Here is an 18712-nt window from a genome sequence, read left to right as displayed (position 1 = left end):
ACTACAACCATTTCAAGCGAGTACAGACTCATGACTCAAGCGTCCTTGCGTTCCGTGGAAGTCGCCCATTTCGATGCCCTGCTCGAGCGTCTCAGCGCCAAGCTGGCCAGCACTGCGCATCGGTTTGATGAAAGCGGCGCCTTCCCCCACGCCAACTTCAAGCTATTGCACGAGCACGGCCTGGTCGCCCTCACCGTGCCCAAATCCCTGGGCGGTGGCGGCGCCAACCTGCCCCAGGCGCGCAAGGCCATCAGTGCGATTGCCAAGGGCGAGCCCTCCACCGCGTTGATTCTGGTGATGCAATACCTGCAACACACACGCCTGCAAGACAGCAAAACCTGGCCCCCGCACCTGCGTGTCCAAGTAGCAGAAGAGGCGGTGTGCAACGGCGCGCTGATCAATGCGTTGCGTGTAGAACCCGACCTGGGCACCCCGGCCCGTGGCGGTTTGCCGGCAACTACCGCAGTACGCACCGCTGAAGGTTGGCGCATCAGCGGGCGCAAGATTTACTCCACCGGCAGCCATGGCCTGAGCTGGTTCAGCGTGTGGGCGCGCAGTGACGATACCGACCCGTTGGTGGGCGCCTGGCTGGTGCCAAAAAACAGCCCCGGCGTGAGCATCATCGACACCTGGGACCACCTGGGCATGCGCGCCACCTGCAGCCATGAAGTGGTGTTCGACAACGTGCTGGTGCCGTTGGACCACGCGGTCAGCGTCAGCCCCTGGAGCGCGCCGCAACCCGAGCTGGATGGCGAAGGGTTCCGGTGGATGGCAGTGTTGTTGTCGTCGGTGTACGACGCCGTGGCCCAGGCCGCACGGGATTGGCTGGTTACCTGGCTGGAAGAACGCAAGCCATCCAACCTTGGGGCGGCGCTGGCCACCCTGCCACGGTTCCAGGAAACCGTCGGGCATATCGACACGTTGCTCTTCGCCAACCGCAGCCTGCTGGACGCTGCGGCCGAAGGGCACACCCCGGCCACTCACGCGGCGCAGTTGAAGTACCTGGTGACCCACAACGCAATCCGTGCGGTGGAGCTGGCCATCGAAGCCTCGGGCAACCCCGGCCTTTCACGTCATAGCCCGCTGCAACGGCACTATCGCGACGTGCTGTGCAGCCGCGTCCACACCCCGCAGAACGACGCCGTGCTGCAAGGCGTCGGCAAAGCCGTGTTCGCCCAACGTCAGAAGGAACGCACATGAGTCAGGTGATTATCGCCAGCCAACTGGACGAAGACTTCAACGCCGTGATCCGCCAGCGCCTGGTCACGCTGCACCCGCAAGCCCAGGTCATCGGTGTACCGGTCGGCGTGCCCAGCGACCTGCCGCCCCAGGCCAATGTCCTGCTGGTGCGCCCGATCAACGTGCGTGGCTACACCGCCCCCGACACCCCGCCGCCCGGCTGGCCTTACGGCGTTCAGTGGGTGCACCTGGTGTCCTCGGGTATCGACTTCTACCCCCAGTGGCTGTTCAACGGCCCGCCGGTGACCACCTCACGCGGCAGCGCCGCCGATAACCTCGCCGAGTTCGCCCTGGCGGCGATCTTTGCTGCGGCCAAACACTTGCCGGATATCTGGGTGAAGGATGCCCAGTGGCAGTTCACCGCACTGCGCCCTCTCAAGGGCACCACGTTGGGGATCCTGGGGTTTGGTGCGATTGGCGAGCGCCTGGCGCAAAAGGCGCTGGCCCTGGGGATCAACGTCGTGGCGCTACGTCAAAGCCAGGCACCGTTCAGTTCGGGCGTGGAAACCGCCAAGGATATCCATGACCTGTTCGCCCGCGCCGATCACCTGGTGGTAGCCGCACCGCTGACCGAGGCCACGCGGCATATCATCAACCGTGAGGTACTGGAGAGCGCCAAGCCGGGATTGCACCTGATCAACATCGCGCGGGGTGGTTTGCTGGATCAGGAGGCACTGCTCGAAGCGCTGGATAACGGTCAGATTGGGCTGGCATCACTGGATGTGACAGAACCGGAGCCGTTGCCGGAGGGTCATCCGCTGTACAGTCATCCGCGCGTGCGCTTATCGCCGCACACCTCGGCGATTTCCACGCGCAGCCAGCATGAGATCGCCGACGCGTTCCTGGCCAATCTGGAGCGTTACCTGGCTCAGCAAGCACTCCACAACCGGGCCAATTAACAACCGCCGGCGAGGCGCTCGCGTAGAAACTCCACCAGCGCCTGCACCGGCCGCGAACTTTGCCGGTGCTGCGGGTACACCGCCGACAGAGTCAGGGGGTCGGGGGCGTACTCATCCAGCAGCGTCACCAGCCGCCCGTCCTTCAAGGCATCGGCGACGATAAAGGTCGGCAGGTAGGTGACGCCCATTCCGGCGATGGCTGTGTCGCGCAGCAGCTCGCCATTATTGACGCGCATACGCCCGCTGACATTCAGCGACTGCAACTTGCCCTTGGCCTGGAAACGCCACTGCACCTGGCGGCCGTGGCCGTAGGGCAGGCAATCGTGGCCGGCCAGGTCTTCGGGCTTTTGCGGCGTACCGCGCACGGCCAGGTAGTCGGGGCTGGCGCAGTACACACGCTGCACGCTGGCGATGCGCCGAGCGATCAGGGTGGAATCCTCCAGGGTGCCGATGCGCAACACGAGGTCATAACCCTCGCCGATCAGGTCGACGGGGCGGTCGCTCAGGTCGACTTCCACCGAGACATGCGGGTGACGTTGCAGGAACAGCGGCAGCAGGCAACCCAGGTGGGCCATGGCAAATGACAAGGGCGCACTGAGGCGAATGGTGCCGCGTGGTTCACTGTTCTGGCCGGCGATGCCCTGCTCCACCTGCTCGACTTCACTGAGCAGGCGCAACGCGGATTCGTAGTAGCTCTGGCCCAGTGGCGTAACGTCGAGGCGGCGGGTGGAGCGGTTGAGCAGACGCACGCCGAGGCGGTCTTCGAGCTGGATCAGGCGGCGGCTGACAAATTGTTTGGACAGGCCCAATTGCTCGGCGGCGGCGGTGAAGCTGCCGGACTCCATGACCTGGCAGAACAGGCGCATGTCTTCGAAGGGGTTCATTGTCGCTTCTCGGTGGACATTTCCGGGTTTATAACACGCCCTGACTGATCATTCCCACGCGCTGCGTGGGAATGCAGCCCTTGGACGCTGCGCGTCGGCAATGCAGGTCGTGACGCGGAGCGACACGGGAGGCGTTCCCACGCGGAGCGTGGGAACGATGGGGATGGGTTACTTGGCGGTGAAGGCCGAGTAGCTGTTCATCAGGTTGCGGTAGTTGGGGATGCGTGGCGACAGCAGGTTGGCCAGGCCTTCCATGTCGTTGCGCCAGTCGCGCTGAAGCTCGCAGGCCACGGCGAACCAGTTGACCAGTTGGGCACCAGCGGCGGTCATACGTGCCCAGGCCGCTTGTTGCACGGTTTCGTTGAAGGTGCCGGAGGCATCGGTGACCACGAATACCTCAAAGCCTTCTTCCAGCGCGCACAGGGTCGGGAACGCTACGCACACGTCCGTCACCACACCGGCAATGATGATCTGCTTGCGGCCGGTCGCCTTCACTGCCTTGACGAAGTCTTCGTTGTCCCAGGCGTTGATCTGGCCAGGACGGGCGATGTACGGCGCGTCCGGGAACAGTTCTTTCAACTCTGGAACCAGCGGGCCGTTGGGGCCGCTTTCGAAGCTGGTGGTGAGGATGGTCGGCAACTTGAAGAACTTCGCCACATCGGCCAGGGCCAGTACGTTGTTCTTGAATTCGTTGGGCGAGAAATCCTGCACCAGCGAGATCAGGCCGGTCTGGTGATCGACCAACAGTACAACGGCGTCATCTTTGTTCAAACGAGGGCTAGCCATGGTTCAACTCCTTACGGGGGTTTGGGTAATCAGAATGCAAAGCACGAGCAGCCGAACGCACCCCAGAAACCCTGGAAGTCGCTGACCGGCACGCTGGAAAGGCGCGCTTTTTCGTGGCTGTGGGAATGCACGCCGCAGGGGCCGCTGCATTGGTGGACCTGGGCCTGCAACGGTGAATTCGGGCGCCAGTGGCCCGGCACCTTGACCACCGGCGACCAGTCCGGCAGCACCGGCACGCGCGGCGGTGCGTAATCTTCGAAGTCACCGGCGCCGTACACCACCTTGCCGCCGACGACGGTGAGCACCGATTCGATCCACTTGATGGCTTCTTCATCGACGCTGAAAAAGTCGGCGGACAACGCCGCGACGTCCGCCAATTGGCCGACCTTGATCTGCCCCTTCTTGCCTTGCTCGGACGAGAACCAGGCGCTGCCATGGGTGAACAGTTCCAACGCGGTCAGACGCGGCAGGCCCTCGGCATGCAGCGCCAGGCCACCGACGGTGCGGCCGCTGACCATCCAGTACAACGAGGTCCACGGGTTGTAGCTCGACACCCGCGTGGCGTCGGTGCCCGCGCCTACCGGTACGCCTTCGGCGAGCATGCGCTGGATCGGCGGCGTGGCTTCGGCGGCCTTGGCGCCGTAGCGCTCGACAAAATATTCGCCCTGGAACGCCATGCGGTCCTGGATGGCGATACCGCCACCCAAGGCACGTACACGTTCGATGTTCTGCGGCGTGATGGTTTCGGCATGGTCGAAGAACCACGGCAGGCCATTGAACGGAATATCGCGGTTGACCTTCTCGAAGACGTCGAGCATGCGCGAGATGGATTCGTTATAGGTCGCGTGCAGGCGGAACGGCCAGCGCTGCTCGACCAAGTGGCGCACCACCGGTTCCAGCTCCTGTTCCATGGTCTGCGGCAGGTCGGGACGCGGTTCGAGGAAGTCTTCGAAGTCGGCGGCCGAGAACACCAGCATCTCGCCGGCCCCGTTGTGGCGCAGGTAATCATCGCCCTGGTGCAACTTGACGCTGCCGGTCCAGTTCTTGAAGTCGCTGAGTTCTTCCTTGGGCTTCTGGGTGAACAGGTTGTAGGCGATGCGCACCGTCAACTGTTCGTCCTTGGCCAGTTGCTCGATCACCGCATAGTCATCGGGGTAATTCTGGAAACCGCCGCCCGCGTCAATGGCGCTGGTCAGGCCCAGGCGATTGAGTTCATGCATGAACTGGCGGGTGGAGTTGACCTGATATTCCAACGGCAGTTTCGGCCCCTTGGCCAGGGTCGCATACAGAATCATCGCATTGGGCCGGGCCACCAGCATCCCGGTTGGGTTGCCGTGGCTGTCGCGCACAATCTCGCCACCCGGTGGGTTGGGCGTGTCCTTGGTGTACCCGGCCACGCGCAATGCGGCACGGTTGAGCAAGGCGCGGTCGTACAGGTGCAGCACGAACACCGGCGTGTCCGGCGCGGCCTGGTTGAGTTCGTCCAGGGTCGGCATGCGCTTTTCGGCGAACTGGAATTCGTTCCAGCCACCGACCACGCGCACCCATTGCGGCGTGGGCGTACGGTCGGCCTGGTCCTTGAGCATGCGCAAGGCATCGGCCAGGGACGGCACACCTTCCCAGCGCAACTCGAGGTTGTAATTGAGCCCGCCACGAATCAAGTGCAGGTGCGAGTCGTTAAGCCCCGGAATGACTGTGCGGCCCTTGAGGTCGATGACCTGGGTGCCGCTGCCACGCAGGGCCATGGCTTCACCATCGGTGCCCACGGCGACGAAGCGCCCCTGGCTGATGGCAACGGCGGTGGCACGCGGTTTTTCACGATCCACGGTGTGGAACTGGCCATTGAACAAAATCAGATCGGCGTTCATAGGGTTTCCTTTACAGAGGCTTCAAGCCAGGGAGCGAACAGGCGGGTGGCCGCCGGCATCAGCAGGTAGACCACCAGCAGAACGATGGTCAGGGTGATCAGGAATGTGGCAACGACGTAGTTGGAGAGCAGCGGATGCAAGCGAAGCACCGGGCCCCAGATGATCGGCACCAGCAGGGTCAGCGGCAGGATCACACACAGGGTGACGACCGCCTGCTTCCAGCGCGGAGGCTTGGCGGCGGTGTCGGCCAGGGGGGAGAACCAGAACTCGTTGGCCGAGCCGACTTCGGTGCGGTCGCCGTCGGCGAGCATCGGTGCGGCCTGGTTGATCAGTTCCTGACGCTCGGGGGAGTCCAGCCAGTGCTTGAGGTCATCGGCCGAGCGATAGCGCAACACGCAGGTGAACAGCGCCAGGGCGTCCTGCTTGCTGCGCACCACGTCAACGCCGAGGTGGCCCGGGCGCTCACCGGCAATGCGCACAATGCGTCGCAGCCAGGCTTCGTAATCGGCTTCAAGCCCCTTTTTCACGCGGTGTTTGACCACCAGGGTCACGACCTCATCCGGCCCGCCTTGCGCTGTTGAGTCCATCGTGTTTTTCCTCTGGGTACTTGAATATTGGCAGTAGTGTGCAATGTGCCGATCCGCAAAAATTGCACGTATGTGCTCTGCGCAAGAGATGCTTGCAGCGCTCTACACGGGGGCTGCATTCACCGGTAAGGTAGGCAGGACCCCGCGCCCATCGACCACGGAGATCGATCATGGCTCAACCCGTTGCTGTCACCGGAATGCTGTGCCCACAGCGCGAACAGAGGGTCAAACAGTTGATCCTCGCCAATCTGTCCGGGACGCTGGACGTGACGGAACTGGCCCGCGCCTGTGAACTGTCGCGCAGCCATTTCTCCCGGGCCTTCAAGCGCACTACAGGTGTAGCCCCCCAGAAATGGATCCGCCAGCAACGCGTCAAGCAAGCCAAGCGGCTGATTGCCGTCTCCGGCCTGAGCCTGACGCAAATCAGCCAGGAATGCGGGTTCTTCGACCAGGCGCACTTCTGCCACCTGTTCAGCCGTATCGAAGGGGTGAACCCGATGACCTGGCGCAAACTTCAACTGCGCTATCGCGATTACCTCAGGGCGGCTCAGCGGGCAATCGTCAACTGTAGCGGGACAGTTATTCAAAATTCAGCTTCTTAATCAACCTATCGCTAACCAGTAACCTTCTCCTCACACCGAAGCCCTGCATCGTGCAGACCGCTTCTTTTGAGGAGAACATCCCATGCTGACCCTTCGCAAAGCCTCGGAACGCGGCGCCGCCAATCACGGTTGGTTGAAGTCGTTCCACACCTTCTCATTCGCCAATTACTGGAACCCCCAGGAGCAAGGTTTTTCCGACCTGCTGGTGATCAACGATGACCGCGTCGCCGCAGGCAAGGGCTTCGGCCAGCACCCGCACCGCGACATGGAGATTTTCTCCTATGTGCTCGAAGGCGCCCTGGAACACAAGGACACCCTGGGCACCGGTTCGGTGATCCGCCCGGGTGACGTGCAACTGATGAGCGCGGGCAGCGGCGTGGCCCACAGCGAGTTCAACCACAGCCAGAGCCGGGGCGTGCACTTCCTGCAGATCTGGATCGTGCCGGATGTGGTCGGCGCCAAGCCGCGCTATCAGCAAGAGCACTTCAGCGAGGCGCAGAAACGTGGGCGCTTGCAGTTGATCATCTCGCCGGATGGCGCCAAGGGTTCGCTCAACGTGCGCCAGGATGCCCGGGTCTATGCGGGCCTGTTCAACGGTGACGAAAGCGCAACCCTCGATCTGGCGCCGGACCGCTACGCGTACATCCATGTGGCACGTGGCAGCCTCGAGATCAATGGGCAGCGCCTGCAGGAAGGTGACGGCGCACGCATCCGTGATGAACGCCAGATTCGCCTGAGCCAAGGCAATAACGCCGAGGTGCTGGTGTTTGATCTGCGCCCTCAGGAACTGCCGCAGATGCCATGACCGGCCCTGCGATGGCCCGTGAGAACGGGCCATCGTTGGCATCGATAGTCACCATCAGCGCAATGAAGTTCTCTTGAAAAATCCAACGCGTAACATCAAACCCATACCCAGCAGCACCCAAACCCAATACTCGGAGCACACTCTCATGAAACGCCAAATCTTGCTTAGCCTCGCTTTCTCGGTACTCGCCGCCAATGCTTTTGCTCACCCCGTTGTCGCTGAAGGCGGCGCGGATCGCCTGATGGATAGCCGTGTAGCCGAAAGCGGTGCTGACCGCCTGCTGGAACGCCGCGTAGCTGAAGGCGGTGCTGACCGTCTGCAACAACGTGGTCTTGCTGAAGGCGGCGCGGATCGTCTGCAACAGCGTGGCCTGGCTGAAGGTGGCGCGGATCGTCTGCAACAACGTGGCCTGGCCGAAGGTGGCGCTGATCGTCTGCAAGAGCGTGGCCTGGCCGAAGGTGGCGCGGATCGTCTGCAGGAACGTGGTCTGGCCGAAGGTGGCGCTGATCGTCTGCAAGAGCGTGGCCTGGCCGAAGGTGGTGCCGACCGTCTGCACAGCAACAATGCCTGACCCCGCGCTGTTGGCGGGAACCCCAAACCGGCCTGATCAGCCGGTTTTTTTTCGTCTTCGATTAATGCAGGTTGCGCTCCAGCCACAGAACCGCCTTGCCGATCTGCTGCCGTGCTTCGATGCGTTCATGCACTTGCTTGACCGTTTCCAACGTGTAATGCCCTTCGATCTCCACCGTCAGCGAGCCCTCCAGCATTGCCGCGAACACCGCGTTCGCCCGTCGTTGCACGGTAGGACCATCGGCCATATGGTCGGCCAGCCGCGGTCGTGTCAAAAACAATGAACCGGCCTCCCCCAGCTCCATCGGATCAAGATCCGTCAACGAGCCCGAAACATTGCCGTAGTTGACGATCAAGCCACGGGTACGGCATGCCCTGAAACTGTCGCGCAAGGTGGTTTTACCCAGCGAATCAAATACCACGTCCACCCCGCGCCCATCGGTGGCCTCCAGCACCCGCTCGGCAAATCCGTCATAGGTCCAGGCGTGGTGGGCCCCCCGCTCCAGGGCAATCGCACATTTTTCAGCGGTGCTACCGGTCGTGAACACGGTCGCGCCGAGTCGACGCGCCATCTGCACCAGCCATTGACCGATGCTGCCGGATGCCGCGTGGATCAGGCAGGTATCACCGGCTTTCAGACGCGCCACATCCTCGATCAGGTAATGGGCGGTGCTCCCTTGAAACATCGCTGCAGCCGCCTGATCGAAAGGGATCGCGGTGGGAATCTGTGCCACTTTGTCGACAGGCACACAGGCGTACTCGGCATAGGCTCCCCAGGCGATACACCAGGCTACGCGGTCACCCACGTGCAAATGGCTGACGTCGGCCCCCACTTCTACCACCACACCCGCGCCTTCCATGCCCAGTGTGCAAGGCAGGCGCACCGGGTAGGTCGCTGACCTGGCGTATTTGCCCTGGCGGGTATGGATATCCATGAAATTGATGCCCGCACAGGCAACCTGCACCAACACATGCCCAGCGATGACCTGGGGTTTGGGTACGTCATGGCGCAGTTGGGCCACTTCAGGGCCGCCGTAGGTGTGCAGGGTGATGGCTTTCATGGGGAACAACTCCGTTTGCAGTAGGAAGTGCCCATGGTAAAAGGACGCTATCAGACTGAAAATTCCCCATCTATTCACAACCTCCGTGCGGAAATAACCCGATGTTCGACTGGCAGGATCTGTACTTCTTCACCGTATTGGCACGCACCCAGTCGCTGTCGGCGGCCGCGCGGGAGTTGCAGGTGGAACATGCTACCGTCGGGCGCCGCGTCGACGCGCTGGAAAAAGCCCTGGGCGTCAAGCTGGTAGACCGCTTGCCGCGTAGCCGGCCGCTCACTGCGCAGGGCCTGGCGTTGGCGAAACTGGCGGCCGGCATGGACGAAATGGCCACTGACGTCATGCGCCTGTCGCGGGTCGCCTCCATCGAAATGGTCGGTACGGTACGGGTCAGTTGCCCGCCGTCCATCGCCAACCATTGCATCGCCCCCCACATCGCCCGTTTGCGTGCGCAGTATCCCCAGTTGAATCTGGTGCTGATGCCGTCTACCCAGGTCGCGGCACTGGACAAGGGCGAGGCCGATATTGCCCTGCGCACCGTGCGGCCCGACGAGAACGCGCTGGTGCGGCGCAAGGTCGGCGTGGTGCGCTTCGGGCTGTATGGCTCGCCCGAACTGCAACAATTGCCAGCGCCGCAGTGGGGCTTCGTCGCCTATGACAGTAGCCGCGATCACCTGCCCCAACAGGCGTGGATGCACCAAGTGCGCGGCCAACGGCCGGTGGTGTTTGCCGCCAGTGAGCTGATTACCCAGCAAATGGCAGCCCGCGCCCGGGTCGGCGCCGTGGTATTGCCGACCCTGGTGGGCGACCACGATCCGTTACTGGTCAGGCTGCCAACGGCCAGCGAAGGTCCGGTGCGCGATATCTGGCTCACGGTGTACCCGGATATGCGCCGCTCACCCTCGGTGAAAGTGGTGATGGAGTTTCTGGTGACGTGTATCGAAGACGAGCCGCAATTGCGCCGTTGAATCACCGCACAACGCCGAGAAATTTCTTGCGATACGCCGCCGGCAACATCCCCACCCGTTGCTGGAACAGGCGGCGAAACGAATTGCTGTCTTCATACCCCACCGCGTAGGTGATGCTTTCGAGGGTCATGCGCGTCGATTCGAGCATCTGCTTGGCCCGCTCCAGGCGCAGGGCCTGCACGTAGGCAATCGGCGTATGGGCGGTCGCCTCCTTGAAGCGCCGCTTGAAATTGCGCACGCCAAACCCAAAGCGCCGCGCTACCTCGTCGATCACCAGCGGCTGGGCAAAGTGCTGCTCCAACCAGTGCTGTACCCGCAGAATTTCAACGTCGCCATGGCTCTTGGGCAGCGACCACATGGCATACACCGATTGTTCGGTGCGTACCGTATCGATCAGCAGGTATCGGCTGCACGTGTGGGCCAGTTCCGGCGAACCGAAACGGCGGATCAGGTGCAGCATCAAATCCATTGCCGCACTGGCGCCGCCACAGGTGATCATGCGGTTTTCTTCGCACAGGATCTGCGCGTCATCCAGGCGCACCGTGGCGTAGCGGCGCCGGAACAGCTCGGCGAACGCCCAGTGGGTAGTGGCGCGCAGGTCGCATAGCAAGCCGGTTTCGGCCAGCAGAAAAGCGCCGGTGCACATCGAGGCCAGCACTGCGCCACGCACATGCTGCTCACGTAGCCAGGGGCCGTAGCTTGGAAACGCCGGCAAGGCGTCTTTCAGGGTAAAGAGAAATCCCGGGATCAATACCAGGTCGGTCTGGGCCACTTGCGCCAGCGAACGGTCCACCAGCAAACGCTGCCCACCCCAGGCCGCCACAGGCTCGCCGTCGAGGGATGCAACAGTGAGCTCAAAGGGCGGCGTCTCGGCGAACAGGTTGGCGGCGCTGAGCATTTCCAGGGCCAGGGTGGCACTGGCGGCGGAGCATTGATCGGCCAGAAGCAAGGTGATGTGCATTGAGGGGCCTATTGCGCTTTTCGCATGTAATAAGTCATTTGCGCACCTACCTTAGCCGATCCGACACCTTTACAGTGCCCGCTCCGATCAACTGCCTGGCGTTTTTATGAATCTCTGGTTTCGCTTGTTCCGCATGCTGTGCCGCCGCCCCTGGCGTAACCCTGTGCATGGGCTGGACACCACCGTGGTGCGCATGCGGGTGTGGCCGTTGGACCTGGACCTCAACCGGCATGTCACCAATGGCCGGTATTTTTCCCTGGCGGACGTGGCACGCATGGATTTTGTACTGCGCACCGGCGCCTTTCGCGTGGCCCTGCGCCAAAAAGCCTTGCCGATCGTGGGCGATACCTGGGGCAAGTTCCGCCGCGAGTTGAAACTGTTCGAAGCGTTCGAAGTGCATACCCGCATGCTCGGCTGGGACCACAAGTGGAGCCTGATGGAGCACCGCTTCGTCAGCCAGGGCCGGGTGGTTGGCGTGGTGGTGATGCGCGGGCTGTTCCGCAACGCCAAGGGCACCCTGCCCCCGGCGGATTTCCTGCGCGAACTGGGCCTGGACGAGACCTCACCTGCGATGCCGCAGTGGTTAAGCGACTGGGCAGCCAGCTGTGACGCCATGAGCGTGCAGCTGCGGGGGGAGGAGCAGGTTTGAGCCTCACCTAACTCGCAGATGCCAGCGCCTTCAAGTTGGCTTGCCCATCCTCTCGTGCCACATACAGGAACGATTTACCTTCCTGGACCTTGAACAGCACTTTCATGCCCAGCAGTTTCTCAAGGTCCTTACGTGCGGTATTTTCCGAGATGTCATAGTCGTGGGTGAGTTCCTTGGGGGTGAATACACGTCCCGGATGCTGGAGCACTTTCTTCAAGAAATGAGCCTGGCGATAATTCAATCCCTCCTTCAACTCCAGCGTGTCCACCCACCCCATCAGTTCCAGGGCTTCTTGCCGTTTCCCTTCGAAGTAATCCATAAAATCATGGATGGCGCGCTCGATGATCCGCAATTGGTAGATGACGAAGTAAGTCAGATCAAACGCATCGGTTTCGGTGTAGATATAGGAACGGCCATATTGCATCGGGGCTTCTTTGAGCAGCGTACTGATGGAAATGTATTCAAACGGCCAATAGCCACTTTTGAGCATGAACCAGTAAAACAAAGAACGTGCGGTTCGCCCATTACCGTCCCTGAAGGGATGCTCATAACCGATCATGAAATGCAGGATGATGGCCTTCACGACTGGATGGATAAAGTGCGTGCCACCCTGACCGTCATGCCGCTCGTTCGCAAACCGGCAAAGCGCCTCAAGCCTGTCCGGCAGCAGCGCCGCCCTGGGGGGTTGATGGACCACTTCATCAGACGCCCCGCCGACAAAAATATCGTCATGGATCCTGATATGCCCCGGATGGACGTCTTCCTCGTCTATTCCCGCTGTAGCAATGCCGTGAAACTCGCAGATCAACGCAACAGAAAGCGGTTCGTCTTTGTTAAATTTGGCATGCCGCATCAGGTGATAGTTGTTAAGGATCATCCGCTCATCGTCGTTCTGTGGCGCACGCTCCTTAGCCAACATGTCCTTGGCGATTTTACGGGTCGTCGCCGCACCTTCCAGTTGAGCACTGGAAATCGCCTCCTCCATCATCAATGAGTCCACCAGATACTGGGTGTTGTCCCGATATTGGGGCGATGCCGCCGCCGCGCCTCCCAACCGGGACGTGATCGACTCAACAGCGTGAATCACCGCATCACAAAAATCAGTGTTGTATAAGAAAAAAGGGCTGTCGCACTCGCTGCGCAGCTCAAGCGTCTTGCTCCCACAGGCCCGAGCCATCTTGATGGCGGCCCATGCGGCGTCCTTGTCGACACCCGGTGACGGATAGCGGCGAAATTCATCCCAGTGCAAATACCGCCCTTTGCCGTCAACCGCCTTGTATTGGCGTGCCAGCTCAAAAATCTCCAGGCCGTATTGCTTTAACAACACCGCAAAGTCGGCTGGCTTATGGATTTTCGCCATCGCTGAAACTCAATTTTCAAAAATTGAGTTGATCCTTGCGCGCCGGCTGCCGGGTGTCAAGCCTGACCCTCGCGCTTGACCTTCAAATGCCGCGCATACCACGGCCGTTGCGGCACGCGCTTGAACCAGCCCTTGAGCAGGTCGTCATCGGTGCCGAAGGTGATGCGCAGGGCCAGCTTCATGGTTTCCGGGTCCATCTCCATTGAGCGGCCCATTTGCAGCCCTGGCGTGGTGCTGCAGCCGTGGGTATCGGGGCCCAGCCACGGGTCGTCGACTTCGACCCAACGACCTGGGGCAAACCAGGCCACGCCGTTGACTTCGCGGCGGCTCACTTCGCCCGGGTGGAAGCGTTCATGAGCACGGAACCAGTCTTCGATGCGGTCGTCGATCCAGCCGTGGAAATGCCAGAACACCGGGTTGACGTGGGAGGAGAACGGGTCGCCGAGGAAGTCGTTTTCGGGCGCATACCAGCGGGCGGCAAAGTCCGAGGGGTCGCGGGCGAAAGGCACCGGGGCACCATTGGACGGGTCGCGAGGTACCGAGGCCCAGCGCATGTGCAGCCAGTCATGCAGGCCCAGTTCCATTTCCGAGCCCAACTGGCCCAGGGTCAACTTGGCCAGGTAACGCGGGTCGCGGTACTGCGACTCCCACACCTGGAAGTTGCTGTGGTAAGTCTCGGCCGCCTTGATGTCACCGACCCATTGGGTGTAATCGGCATCGTCCGGGGCCGACCAGGCCGGCGGCAGCGCGAAGCCGTCGTGGTTGTCGAAGTAACGCAGGAAGCCCAGGCGGTCGCGTTCCAGCGCCGGTTGCGGTTCGGGGAATTGCGGCCATGACGGCAGGTCCTGCATGGAGCGCGCCGTGCCGAGCATATGCCGGTGCATGAAGAAGAAATCGATGCCCGAGCCGTTGCGGTCCTTGCGCTGGCCTCGCGCATCACGCTCCTGGCCACGCGGGCCGGGCTGCCAGCCGATGCCGCGCAGGGCGTCGCGTTTCTCCTCGGAGAGCTTGTGCCATTGGTCGCGGGTGGCGTGCCACAGCTGGTGAAACAGGCGATGCTCGGGCGAGATCAACCAGGCCAGCAACGTGGGATTGAGGCCGATACGCTGGCGGGCTTCGGGGAACAGTTGTTTGTGCGCGACAAAACGGTTGTCGCGTTCGGTCAGCGCCAATGGGCGATTGAGGTCGAGGATCTGCCCGGTCAGAGTACCGCTGCCGGCGTTGCCGAAATCGGCCCAGACTTCATCGAGGGTCATCTTGAATTCATAGGCGGGGACGCCGGCGGGCGAATCGCGGTCGATCAGCCGCCAATAGAGCAAGGCGCCCTCACCCGTCACCAGATCGCCCAGCACGCGGTAACGCGGCTCGCCTTCGGCGCGCAGGTTGTCGGCGGTGTCCAGGTAACCGCGCAGGCCACGGCCACGGGGGGCGATGTCCAGCAGCAGCGCCAGGCCTTGCGAAGGCAAACCCTTGAGGCCGGCATCGCGCCCTTCCAGGCGCAGGTTCCAGACGCCACGCAAGGTATTGGCCAAGTGCTGGCCTTGGGTATCGGCCAGGTCGACCGTGGCTTCGCCGGGGGTGATGGGGAACGCTTCTTCGCGCGTCAACTCACGATGGGCATAAAGGGCCGCCGGCACAGCCGCGCCGGTCAGCGCCAGGCCTGCGATGAACCCACGTCGAGAGATCGTCATTGTCTACCTTAGGAAACGGCTTAATCAGAGCTAGAACGTTTGCAGCCCGGCAAAATTTACCGGTGCATCGCTGGCTCTAAATTTCCCCCGCCATCGCTCGTTCCTCCCTGATAGCAAAGGCCGCAACTGACTGAGATGGCAATGACAAAACCACGTTCGAAAAAGGCGCTGTACATCGGCCTGCCGCTGGCACTGGCGATCGGTGCCGGGGCCGGTTTCCTGGCCTGGGATCACTGGTTCAAGGGCAATGCCGGTTACCCGCTGGAGGTGATCAAGCAGGCCAACGAGATGCAGGACCGTTTGTTGTCTTTCGACAGCCACATCACCGTCCCCCTGGATTTCGGCACCGCCGGCAACGAGGCCGACAAGGATGGCGGCGGCCAGTTCGACCTGGCCAAGGCGGCGCGTGGTCGCTTGTCCGGCGCGGCGCTGACCATTTTCGGCTGGCCGGAAATCTGGAACGGCCCCAACGCGCCTCACAAACCCACCGAGGGCTTTGTCGAAGAAGCCCGCCACGAGCAGGAGGTGCGCTACAAGATCATCTCCGGCATGGTGCGCGACTTCCCCAACCAGGTGGGCATCGCCTACACCCCGGATGATTTCCGGCGCCTGCATGGCGAGGGCAAGTTCGCGATTTTCATCAGCATGCTCAACGCCTACCCGCTGGGCAACGACCTGAACCAGCTGGACCTGTGGACCGCGCGCGGCATGCGCATGTTCGGCTTCAGTTACGTGGGCAACAACGATTGGTCCGACTCTTCGCGGCCACTGCCGTTTTTCAACGACTCGGTGGACGCCCTCGAGGGACTGTCGGAGATCGGCAAGCAAGCCGTCCACCGCCTGAATGACCTGGGCGTGATCATTGATGTGTCGCAGATGTCGACCAAAGCCCTGGAGCAAGTGGCACAGACGAGCCGCACGCCGCTGGTGGCCTCCCACTCGGCACCGCGGGCGTTCGTCGACATCCCGCGCAACCTCAGCGACAAAGAGCTGCAATTGATCAAGAACAGCGGCGGCGTGGTGCAGATCGTAGGCTTTTCCGCCTACCTGCGCCCGCTGAGCCAGCCAACCCAGGACAAGCTCAACGCCCTGCGCGCACGCTTCGACCTGCCGCCCCTGCCCAACCTGGCCGTGGCCTTGATGCCCGGCGACGCAATCATTGCCGCATGGCCCGAACAGCGCTTCGGCCAATACGCCAGTGCGCTGTACGCCATCCTCGACGAAGAACCCAAGGCCACCCTCAAGGACCTGGGCGACGCCATCGACTACACCGTGCGCAAGATCGGTATCGATCACGTCGGTCTCGCTTCGGACTTCAACGACGGCGGCGGCATCCAGGGCTGGGAGAACGTCGGCGAAGTGCGCAATGTCACCGCCGAACTGATCCAGCGCGGCTACTCCGAAGCCGATATCGCCAAGCTGTGGGGCGGTAACTTCCTGCGGGTCTGGGACCAGGTACAAAAAGCCGCCAAGCCTTTGGCCAACCGTTAATCACCGACGAAGTAAGTCCATGACCAACCGCCGTACTTTTCTCAAGCAGGCCGGCGTACTCGCCGCCGGCCTGCCGCTGCTGCCACAGGCACTGGCAGCACCAGCCACACCGCTGGCGAACGACCCATGGACGGGACTCAAGCAACTGTTCAACCAGGACCCGGATTACCTGCACTTTTCCAACTTCCTGGTAGCGTCACACCCCAAGCCCGTGCGCGACGCCATCGAGCGCTACCGCATGCAGATCGACCGCAACCCCGGGCTGGCAATGGACTGGGACCTGCAGGAAACCTGGAAGCGCGAAGGCCAGGTCCGTGAATGGGCCGGGCGCTACCTGAACGCCACACCGGCGCAGATCGCCCTGACCGGCAGCACGTCCGAAGGCTTGGCGATGATCTACGGCGGGATCAAGGTGCGTGCCGACCAGGAAATCCTGACGACGGTGCACGAGCATTACGCGACCCAGAACAGCCTGGATTTTCGCGTGCAGAAACAAGGCACCCAGGTGCGCCGCATCGCGCTGTTCGACAACCCCAGCCAGGTGTCCGCAGATGAAGTGCTGGGCAATATCCAGCGCAACCTGCGCCCCAACACCCGCGTACTCGGCATGACCTGGGTGCAATCGGGCAGCGGCGTGAAACTGCCGGTCGGCGAGATCGGCAAACTGGTGGCGGAACATAATCGCAACCGTGACGACCAGGACCGCATTCTGTATGTGATCGATGGCGTACACGGCTTCGGCGTGGAAAACCTCAACTTCCCGGACATGCACTGCGATTTCTTCATCGCCGGCACGCACAAATGGATGTTTGGCCCACGCGGTACCGGCCTGGTCTGCGCCCGCGAAACCGAGAACAAGTACGTCACGCCGATGGTGCCGACCTTCTCCGAAGACACCAACTTCGCCACCACCATGACGCCCGGCGGTTATCACGCCTTCGAGCATCGCTGGGCGGCCGACGAGGCGTTCAAGCTGCACCTGCAACTGGGCAAGGCGCCGGTGCAGGCGCGCATCCATGCCCTCAACAGCGAATTGAAGAACCAGCTGCTGGCTCACCCACAAATCGAGCTGGTCACACCGCGCAGCCCCGAGCTGTCGGCGGGGTTTACGTTCTTCCGGGTCAAGGGCCAGGACAGCGATGCGGTGGCCGCGCACATGATGAAAAACCGCGTGGTCATCGACGCGGTCGACCGTGATGTCGGCCCGGTGATCCGCACCTCCCCCGGCCTGCTGAACAGCTCGGATGAGATACACCGTTTCATGACCGTGCTGAGCCAGCGGTTGTGACTCCCATTCTTCCTTTGAACGAGGCGTCCCCATGATTGCATTGCGACTCAAACCCTTGACCACGCTGGCGCTGACCGCCCTGTGCAGCACCTTGCTGCCGGGGTTGGCCCAGGCCGCCGCCGCGCAACCCGGCAAAGTGTTCAAGGACTGCAAGGACTGCCCGGAAATGGTGGTACTGCCCGCCGGCACGTTCACCATGGGCACACCGGAAGACGAAGTCGGCCGCGAGCCCGATGAAGGCCCGATGCATGCAGTGACCTTTGCCAAGCCGTTCGCCATGAGCCGCTTCCAGGTCACAGCCGGCGAATGGGACAGCTACGTCCGCCAGACCGGCGTCAAGATCGCCAATGGTGACGACCGCCCTGGTCGTGAATGCATCGCCAGCAAACCGCGCTACCCCCAGGGGCCGCGCCAGCCGGCGGTGTGCATGGACATGGACGACATCAAGGCTTACGTGGCTTGGCTGTCGAAGAAAACCGGCCAGCAATACCACATGGTCAGCGAAGCCCAACGCGAATACGCGGCCCGCGCCGGCTCCACCGGGCCATTCCCCTTCCCGTTCGATGAAGGCAAGGGCTACAGCATCGCCCAGCATGCCAACACCTATGGCCCGGCGGACGGCTACAGCTATTCATCGCCGGTGGGCAGCTACCCGCCGAATGCGTTTGGTCTGTATGACATGCACGGCAACGTCTACGAACGGGTCGCCGATTGCGAACACCCCAACTACATCGGCGCCCCGACCGACGGCAGCGCCTGGATGGAGCCGAACTGCGAGTCCTACCAGATCCGCGGCAATGACTGGGGCGAAGCACCGGTATTCTCGCGCTCGGGCAACCGCAACAACATCTACCCGCAGACGCGGGGCGACTGGATCGGGTTTCGCGTAGTGCGTGATCTCTAGCGCACACTCTAATCCCCTGTGGGAGGGGGCTTGCTCCCGATGGCGGTGTATCAGTCACGGTTTCTGAACCTGATACACCGTCATCGGGAGCAAGCCCCCTCC

General features: G+C 62.3%; 18 protein-coding genes. 10 read left to right on the top strand and 8 right to left on the bottom strand.

What is annotated here, in order from left to right:
* The first annotated feature begins 30 nt into the window (after positions 1–30).
* Together C9383_RS22455 and C9383_RS22450 are read left to right on the top strand one after the other, a co-directional pair.
* A complete protein-coding gene (locus tag C9383_RS22455) occupies positions 31–1200 on the top strand; it encodes an acyl-CoA dehydrogenase family protein (RefSeq protein WP_090371638.1) in 1170 nt (389 codons plus the stop codon).
* Complete coding sequence (locus C9383_RS22450) at positions 1197–2138, top strand: D-isomer specific 2-hydroxyacid dehydrogenase family protein (RefSeq protein WP_090371640.1); 942 nt, start codon at positions 1197–1199, stop codon at positions 2136–2138. The genes C9383_RS22455 and C9383_RS22450 overlap by 4 nt, the downstream gene beginning before the upstream one ends.
* On the opposite strand, the gene C9383_RS22445 is transcribed toward C9383_RS22450, so the two are convergent.
* From C9383_RS22445 to C9383_RS22430, 4 genes are all read right to left on the bottom strand, one after another.
* On the bottom strand, positions 2135–3022 hold the full coding sequence (locus C9383_RS22445) for a LysR family transcriptional regulator (protein ID WP_060755309.1): 888 nt from the start codon (positions 3020–3022) through the stop codon (positions 2135–2137). The two genes, C9383_RS22450 and C9383_RS22445, sit on opposite strands and share 4 nt — an antisense overlap.
* A 168-nt stretch (positions 3023–3190) precedes the next feature.
* Positions 3191–3808 (bottom strand): isochorismate family cysteine hydrolase YcaC, encoded by a 618-nt coding sequence (gene ycaC, locus C9383_RS22440; protein WP_060755310.1) that lies wholly within the window; start codon positions 3806–3808, stop codon positions 3191–3193.
* A 29-nt stretch (positions 3809–3837) separates the two neighbouring features.
* Positions 3838–5676, bottom strand: coding sequence for an amidohydrolase (locus C9383_RS22435; RefSeq protein WP_090371642.1), 1839 nt, complete (start codon positions 5674–5676; stop codon positions 3838–3840).
* Positions 5673–6263 carry an antibiotic biosynthesis monooxygenase gene (locus tag C9383_RS22430; RefSeq protein ID WP_060755312.1) on the bottom strand — a complete coding sequence of 197 codons (591 nt, stop codon included), beginning with the start codon at positions 6261–6263 and terminating at the stop codon, positions 5673–5675. The genes C9383_RS22435 and C9383_RS22430 overlap by 4 nt, the downstream gene beginning before the upstream one ends.
* Before the next feature lie 170 nt (positions 6264–6433).
* Here C9383_RS22430 and C9383_RS22425 point away from each other — a divergent pair, with 170 nt between their 5' ends.
* The 3 genes from C9383_RS22425 (at position 6434) to C9383_RS22415 (ending at position 8241) form a co-directional block, all read left to right on the top strand.
* The gene (locus tag C9383_RS22425; protein WP_090371644.1) at positions 6434–6865 is read left to right on the top strand and encodes a helix-turn-helix domain-containing protein; all 432 of its coding nucleotides are present in this window, start codon (positions 6434–6436) and stop codon (positions 6863–6865) included.
* Between the two features lie 82 nt (positions 6866–6947).
* Positions 6948–7670 (top strand): pirin family protein, encoded by a 723-nt coding sequence (locus C9383_RS22420; protein ID WP_090371646.1) that lies wholly within the window; start codon positions 6948–6950, stop codon positions 7668–7670.
* A 145-nt stretch (positions 7671–7815) separates the two neighbouring features.
* Positions 7816–8241 carry a hypothetical protein gene (locus C9383_RS22415; RefSeq protein ID WP_090371648.1) on the top strand — a complete coding sequence of 142 codons (426 nt, stop codon included), beginning with the start codon at positions 7816–7818 and terminating at the stop codon, positions 8239–8241.
* A 61-nt stretch (positions 8242–8302) separates the two neighbouring features.
* On the opposite strand, the gene C9383_RS22410 is transcribed toward C9383_RS22415, so the two are convergent.
* Positions 8303–9301, bottom strand: a complete 999-nt coding sequence (locus C9383_RS22410) for a quinone oxidoreductase family protein (RefSeq protein ID WP_090371650.1) — start codon at positions 9299–9301, stop codon at positions 8303–8305.
* 101 nt (positions 9302–9402) lie between these two features.
* On the opposite strand from C9383_RS22410, the gene C9383_RS22405 reads away from it, so the two are divergent.
* On the top strand, positions 9403–10266 hold the full coding sequence (locus C9383_RS22405; RefSeq protein WP_090371652.1) for a LysR family transcriptional regulator: 864 nt from the start codon (positions 9403–9405) through the stop codon (positions 10264–10266).
* Position 10267: 1 nt separating this feature from the next.
* On the opposite strand, the gene C9383_RS22400 is transcribed toward C9383_RS22405, so the two are convergent.
* Complete coding sequence (locus C9383_RS22400) at positions 10268–11227, bottom strand: GlxA family transcriptional regulator (protein WP_090371654.1); 960 nt, start codon at positions 11225–11227, stop codon at positions 10268–10270.
* A 106-nt stretch (positions 11228–11333) separates the two neighbouring features.
* On the opposite strand from C9383_RS22400, the gene C9383_RS22395 reads away from it, so the two are divergent.
* On the top strand, positions 11334–11876 hold the full coding sequence (locus C9383_RS22395; protein ID WP_090371656.1) for an acyl-CoA thioesterase: 543 nt from the start codon (positions 11334–11336) through the stop codon (positions 11874–11876).
* Between the two features lie 7 nt (positions 11877–11883).
* On the opposite strand, the gene C9383_RS22390 is transcribed toward C9383_RS22395, so the two are convergent.
* Both C9383_RS22390 and pvdP read right to left on the bottom strand, forming a co-directional pair.
* Positions 11884–13236, bottom strand: coding sequence for a Fic family protein (locus C9383_RS22390; protein ID WP_090371658.1), 1353 nt, complete (start codon positions 13234–13236; stop codon positions 11884–11886).
* 56 nt (positions 13237–13292) lie between these two features.
* Positions 13293–14927, bottom strand: coding sequence for a pyoverdine maturation tyrosinase PvdP (pvdP, locus tag C9383_RS22385; RefSeq protein WP_090371660.1), 1635 nt, complete (start codon positions 14925–14927; stop codon positions 13293–13295).
* A 141-nt stretch (positions 14928–15068) separates the two neighbouring features.
* On the opposite strand from pvdP, the gene pvdM reads away from it, so the two are divergent.
* Genes pvdM through pvdO form a run of 3 tightly spaced genes read left to right on the top strand, consistent with a single transcriptional unit; the run spans position 15069 to position 18610 of the window.
* A complete protein-coding gene (pvdM, locus tag C9383_RS22380; protein WP_090371662.1) occupies positions 15069–16418 on the top strand; it encodes a pyoverdine-tailoring dipeptidase-like protein PvdM in 1350 nt (449 codons plus the stop codon).
* A 19-nt stretch (positions 16419–16437) separates the two neighbouring features.
* Positions 16438–17706 carry a pyoverdine-tailoring periplasmic protein PvdN gene (gene pvdN, locus C9383_RS22375; RefSeq protein WP_090371664.1) on the top strand — a complete coding sequence of 423 codons (1269 nt, stop codon included), beginning with the start codon at positions 16438–16440 and terminating at the stop codon, positions 17704–17706.
* 31 nt (positions 17707–17737) lie between these two features.
* On the top strand, positions 17738–18610 hold the full coding sequence (gene pvdO, locus C9383_RS22370) for a dihydropyoverdine dehydrogenase (RefSeq protein WP_090371665.1): 873 nt from the start codon (positions 17738–17740) through the stop codon (positions 18608–18610).
* Positions 18611–18712: the final 102 nt, after the last annotated feature.

It is taken from the genome of Pseudomonas palleroniana, from assembly GCF_003031675.1.
Classification (GTDB): Bacteria; Pseudomonadota; Gammaproteobacteria; order Pseudomonadales; family Pseudomonadaceae; genus Aquipseudomonas; species Aquipseudomonas palleroniana.
The sequence above is the reverse complement of the archived record's forward strand: the minus strand, read 5'-3'. Positions and strand labels throughout refer to the sequence as shown.

Coding starts and splice junctions, on each gene's coding strand:
- C9383_RS22455 (WP_090371638.1), top strand. CDS start 31: ATGACTCAAGCGTCCTTGCGTTCCGTGGAAGTCGCCCATTTCGATGCC.
- C9383_RS22450 (WP_090371640.1), top strand. CDS start 1,197: ATGAGTCAGGTGATTATCGCCAGCCAACTGGACGAAGACTTCAACGCC.
- C9383_RS22445 (WP_060755309.1), bottom strand. CDS start 3,022: ATGAACCCCTTCGAAGACATGCGCCTGTTCTGCCAGGTCATGGAGTCC.
- ycaC (WP_060755310.1), bottom strand. CDS start 3,808: ATGGCTAGCCCTCGTTTGAACAAAGATGACGCCGTTGTACTGTTGGTC.
- C9383_RS22435 (WP_090371642.1), bottom strand. CDS start 5,676: ATGAACGCCGATCTGATTTTGTTCAATGGCCAGTTCCACACCGTGGAT.
- C9383_RS22430 (WP_060755312.1), bottom strand. CDS start 6,263: ATGGACTCAACAGCGCAAGGCGGGCCGGATGAGGTCGTGACCCTGGTG.
- C9383_RS22425 (WP_090371644.1), top strand. CDS start 6,434: ATGGCTCAACCCGTTGCTGTCACCGGAATGCTGTGCCCACAGCGCGAA.
- C9383_RS22420 (WP_090371646.1), top strand. CDS start 6,948: ATGCTGACCCTTCGCAAAGCCTCGGAACGCGGCGCCGCCAATCACGGT.
- C9383_RS22415 (WP_090371648.1), top strand. CDS start 7,816: ATGAAACGCCAAATCTTGCTTAGCCTCGCTTTCTCGGTACTCGCCGCC.
- C9383_RS22410 (WP_090371650.1), bottom strand. CDS start 9,301: ATGAAAGCCATCACCCTGCACACCTACGGCGGCCCTGAAGTGGCCCAA.
- C9383_RS22405 (WP_090371652.1), top strand. CDS start 9,403: ATGTTCGACTGGCAGGATCTGTACTTCTTCACCGTATTGGCACGCACC.
- C9383_RS22400 (WP_090371654.1), bottom strand. CDS start 11,227: ATGCACATCACCTTGCTTCTGGCCGATCAATGCTCCGCCGCCAGTGCC.
- C9383_RS22395 (WP_090371656.1), top strand. CDS start 11,334: ATGAATCTCTGGTTTCGCTTGTTCCGCATGCTGTGCCGCCGCCCCTGG.
- C9383_RS22390 (WP_090371658.1), bottom strand. CDS start 13,236: ATGGCGAAAATCCATAAGCCAGCCGACTTTGCGGTGTTGTTAAAGCAA.
- pvdP (WP_090371660.1), bottom strand. CDS start 14,927: ATGACGATCTCTCGACGTGGGTTCATCGCAGGCCTGGCGCTGACCGGC.
- pvdM (WP_090371662.1), top strand. CDS start 15,069: ATGACAAAACCACGTTCGAAAAAGGCGCTGTACATCGGCCTGCCGCTG.
- pvdN (WP_090371664.1), top strand. CDS start 16,438: ATGACCAACCGCCGTACTTTTCTCAAGCAGGCCGGCGTACTCGCCGCC.
- pvdO (WP_090371665.1), top strand. CDS start 17,738: ATGATTGCATTGCGACTCAAACCCTTGACCACGCTGGCGCTGACCGCC.